The organism is Glutamicibacter sp. NPDC087344, assembly GCF_044744225.1.
Classification (GTDB): domain Bacteria; phylum Actinomycetota; class Actinomycetes; order Actinomycetales; family Micrococcaceae; genus Glutamicibacter.
The window spans coordinates 237,610-239,122 of sequence record NZ_JBIUXY010000004.1 but is presented as its reverse complement, the minus strand read 5'-3'; the positions used below and the strand labels follow the sequence as shown (position 1 = coordinate 239,122).

Below are 1,513 nucleotides of genomic sequence, written 5' to 3'. Positions count from 1 at the left end.
GTGTTCTCACCAGCGTTATCCGCAGTGTTCGCATCCGTGTTCGCATCGGTGTTCTCACCAGCGTTATCCGCAGTGTTCGCATCCGTGTTCGCATCGGTGTTCTCACCAGCGTTATCCGCAGTGTTCGCATCCGTGTTCGCATCGGTGTTCTCACCAGCGTTATCCGCAGTGTTCGCATCCGTGTTCGCATCGGTGTTCTCACCAGCGTTATCCGCAGTGTTCGCATCCGTGTTCGCATCCGTGTTCTCAGCCGCATTGTCTGCAGTGTTCACATCGGTGTTCTCAGCCGCGTTATCCGCAGTGTTGTCAGCAGTGTTGTCTGCTGCGCTATCTGCTTCAACAACGGTGAACGTCGTGAAGGCGTATGCTCCAGTCGCCGAATCAGTCAGAGTCAGAATGTAGTTTCCGAGCTCAATATCTGAAGTATCAACCTGGAATGAAACATTGCCCGATTCGTCGGCAGTGACTCCCGCTGGAAGAGCAGCAATCATTGTGCGATTCATGGATTCTTCGACTGCGCCAAGTGCACTTTGCTGAACGCTTACATCTCCACCAGGGGTAAAGCCCTTAGCCGTTACCTGCCCCGCTTCACCCTTAACCAATCGCTTAGGAGTAATGTCAACCGCGAGGTTCAACGGTGCTTCGTCGGCTGGCTTTACCTCAAGGTACTCGGTGTAGGTCTTCTGGCTATCCACATCCGTGACCTCGACAATGTAGATTCCTTCAGGCAATCCCTCAGTGTTGAAGTCATGCTTGAAGTGGCCCTTGTCATCTGCGGACAAGGTCTCATCTACGACTGGCTCGCCCTCACCGTTGATGTTCTTTACAACGATGCCTACTTCGCCATCCTTAGCGAACTTGTCACCGATCACGGTAACGTCGTCGCCAACCTTGACGCTGTTTGGCAGCACGGTGACTACAGGATGCTCGGTGTTACCTTCGGTGTTGTCCGAAGTGTTCTCACCCTTGTTATCCGCAGTGTTCTCAGCGGTGTTCTCAGCGGTGTTATCACCAGTGTTCACCGCAGTATTCTCACCCTGGTTATCGCCCTGGTTGTCAGCCTGATTATCCGAAGTGTTCACAGCGGTGTTATCACCAGTGTTCACCGCAGTGTTCTCACCCTGGTTGTCAGCCTGGTTATCGCCCTGGTTGTCAGCCTGGTTATCGCCCTGGTTGTCAGCCTGGTTATCGCCCTGGTTGTCAGCCTGGTTATCGCCCTGGTTGTCAGCCTGGTTATCGCCCTGGTTGTCAGCCTGATTATCCGAAGTGTTTACAGCGTTGTTATCACCAGTGTTCACCGCAGTGTTCTCACCCTGGTTGTCAGCCTGGTTGTCAGCCTGATTATCCGAAGTGTTCTCTACGGTGTTGTCACCCTGGTTATCAGCCTGGTTATCGCCCTGGTTGTCAGCCTGATTATCCGAAGTGTTTACAGCGGTGTTGTCACCCTGGTTATCAGCCTGGTTATCGCCCTGGTTGTCAGCCTGATTATCCGAAGTGTTTACAGCGGTGTTAT

General features: G+C 53.0%; 2 protein-coding genes. One reads left to right on the top strand and one right to left on the bottom strand.

Annotated features, from left to right (window positions below; genetic code table 11):
- On the bottom strand, positions 1-911 hold a 911-nt coding region (locus ACIOWL_RS08725), incomplete at its 3' end, for a hypothetical protein (protein ID WP_400383645.1).
- 12 nt (positions 912-923) lie between these two features.
- On the opposite strand from ACIOWL_RS08725, the gene ACIOWL_RS08720 reads away from it, so the two are divergent.
- Positions 924-1,513 (top strand): hypothetical protein (locus ACIOWL_RS08720; protein ID WP_400383643.1); only part of this gene is annotated, 590 nt, incomplete at its 3' end.